The sequence below is a fragment of the Citrobacter sp. Cf118 genome, assembly GCF_030334095.1.
Classification (GTDB): domain Bacteria; phylum Pseudomonadota; class Gammaproteobacteria; order Enterobacterales; family Enterobacteriaceae; genus Citrobacter; species Citrobacter freundii.
Genome location: NZ_JAOWES010000053.1, coordinates 1 through 2,081 on the forward strand (window position 1 = coordinate 1; position 2,081 = coordinate 2,081).

Here is a 2,081-nt window from a genome sequence, read left to right on the forward strand (position 1 = left end):
AGGCGCATGGAGGCGATTTCGTACAGGGCATCTTCCATGGCACCGTCGCTCAGGTTGTACCAATGCTGCATGCAGTGAATACGCAGCATGGTCTCCAGCGGATAGGGCCGTCGGCCATTGCCCGCCTTGGGATAAAACGGCTCGATGACAGCGGTCATATTCTGCCATGGCAGAATCTGCTCCATGCGGGAGAGGAAAATCTCTTTTCGGGTCTGACGGCGCTTAGTGCTGAATTCACTATCGGCGAAGGTGAGTTGATGGCTCATGATGTCCCTCTGGGATGCGCTCCGGATGAATATGATGATCTCATATCAGGAACTTGTTCGCACCTTCCCTAAGTCACCGGCGGCTTGCCTGCCACACATTGAACATTACAGACCAATTAGCACTTTGTCACCGGGGAAAGATGTAAAGATTATGTATAAATAGATTGGCTTAGAAGTGACATTTCAACTTTGGAGAAACAGGTGACATTTTAAACTTGCTTTAACAAAATTTTGGGACTGACCGAAACAAAAAGGCCAGCCCCGGAGGGCTGGCTATTCAGTACAGGGCAATGACAGGTTTCTTGATGCCGCAGGCGTGAGCGTAGCGGGTCAGTGTGTCGATGCTGGCTTTGGTGATGTTGTTTTCCAGGCGAGAAATAACCGGAGGTGTAACCCCCATGCGTTCAGCAACCTGCGCTTTTGTCAGGTTGTCATGCTTGCGCCATTCAGCAAGCAGCTCCCTGAGCTTTTCCTTACGTTCTTCTTCCTGCCATGCAGCGCGATATTCATCGTCCTGCATCCACTCGTTATGCAGTTCTTTATGGCTTACCAGTTTCATTAAGTACCTCCGCTAACCGCTTTTTGGCGAGATCGATTTCTTTCGCTGGCGTTTTCTGTGACTTCTTGATGAAAACACGGAGCATGATGATGGTATTGCCTTTGTGGTATACCCAGATTCCCCTGGCTATGTCCGTCCCCATCGTGCGGATCTCAAAAAGTCCATCGCCCAGGGGCTTCGTGTCCGGCTCCCGCAGTAATCGGGCGTCATACTCCAGTTTGCCGATGAGACGGTCAAACTTCACCCTGATTTTTACGGGTAATGCTGTGGCTTCTTCCCTGGCTTCCGGGTGATAAACAACGCTAAACATGTGACCTCCCATTTCTATTAATATTAACCTATAGGCTAATTTCAGACAAGGTAGAATTAACCTATAAGCTAATTTTGTTGGCAGTTATCGTGGCTACCCGGTCACTACCCTGTTAGCGTGAGTTTTCGTTCCACTGAGGAACGGGGATTTATGCGCGTTAGCGCATGTAAGGCGGCAGGATGAAATGACAGGTAGCACCGAGGGTTAGCCGCCGATACCAGTGAGGGATCGAAAGGGATCGCCTATCCATCCCTTCACCCTGCAAAGCCATATTCCGCTAAAAGCGGCTCAGAGGCTTTTGTGCGCGGTCGGAGTGGTCACAACAAGGCGAAGCCGCAGTTGGGGCGTATCTCCGCGTTAGCGGGTCGTAAGAGCCGCTTACGAGCGTGTAGGGGTCAGTTTGGATATAGAGAATTATTGTACTATAAGGACTTCCCCGGCATGTCAAAGCCGGTATTTATGGTTTCTGTCTGCTCTTCAGTAAAAATAAAGGGGAGAGACTGCGGTACTATAAACGGCCATGATGAATCGTCATCGATTCGGGCCCTGATGAAAGACGCGCGTGAGGTTCTTGTTCGTTAAGCGGATACGTATATCCTGTACAATAGCCAGATAGGCCTCACGGGGTCTAACCCTTTATCATCAACGAATTGCAGGTCAGATGGTTATACAGCTTCGAGCTTTAGTTGACTGAGTACAGCCGGAAATCATCACCGTAATGTAGTGATGCCCAACACAGCCGCGCATTTTTGGCGGCGATGGCCACAACAGCCCGCCAGTACCCTCTGCGCTCAACCAACATACAAACCCAACGGCTGAATGAGTCAGTCCTTTTCCCGGCGCCAATAAGCACTGAACGAGCCCCCTGAACCAGAAGCGTTCGCAGATACGAATCACCGGCTTTTGTGATCCTGCCGAGTTTCGACTTTCCCCCGCTGCTGTATTG

5 protein-coding genes are annotated in these 2,081 nt (G+C 50.5%); all 5 read right to left on the reverse strand.

What is annotated here, in order from left to right:
* Positions 1-266 (reverse strand): IS5/IS1182 family transposase (locus tag OGX67_RS01915; RefSeq protein WP_032255513.1); only part of this gene is annotated, 266 nt, incomplete at its 3' end.
* A gap of 277 nt (positions 267-543) precedes the next feature.
* The gene (locus tag OGX67_RS01920) at positions 544-825 is read right to left on the reverse strand and encodes a helix-turn-helix domain-containing protein (RefSeq protein ID WP_000780222.1); all 282 of its coding nucleotides are present in this window, start codon (positions 823-825) and stop codon (positions 544-546) included.
* Positions 806-1,135, reverse strand: coding sequence for a type II toxin-antitoxin system RelE/ParE family toxin (locus OGX67_RS01925; protein WP_000493286.1), 330 nt, complete (start codon positions 1,133-1,135; stop codon positions 806-808). Before OGX67_RS01925 ends, OGX67_RS01920 begins: the two co-directional genes overlap by 20 nt.
* Before the next feature lie 277 nt (positions 1,136-1,412).
* Complete coding sequence (locus OGX67_RS26925) at positions 1,413-1,583, reverse strand: replication-associated protein RepA4 (RefSeq protein ID WP_488212397.1); 171 nt, start codon at positions 1,581-1,583, stop codon at positions 1,413-1,415.
* Positions 1,584-1,817: 234 nt separating this feature from the next.
* The coding region (locus OGX67_RS01930) for a transposase (protein WP_143188226.1) at positions 1,818-2,081 on the reverse strand (264 nt) is incomplete at its 5' end.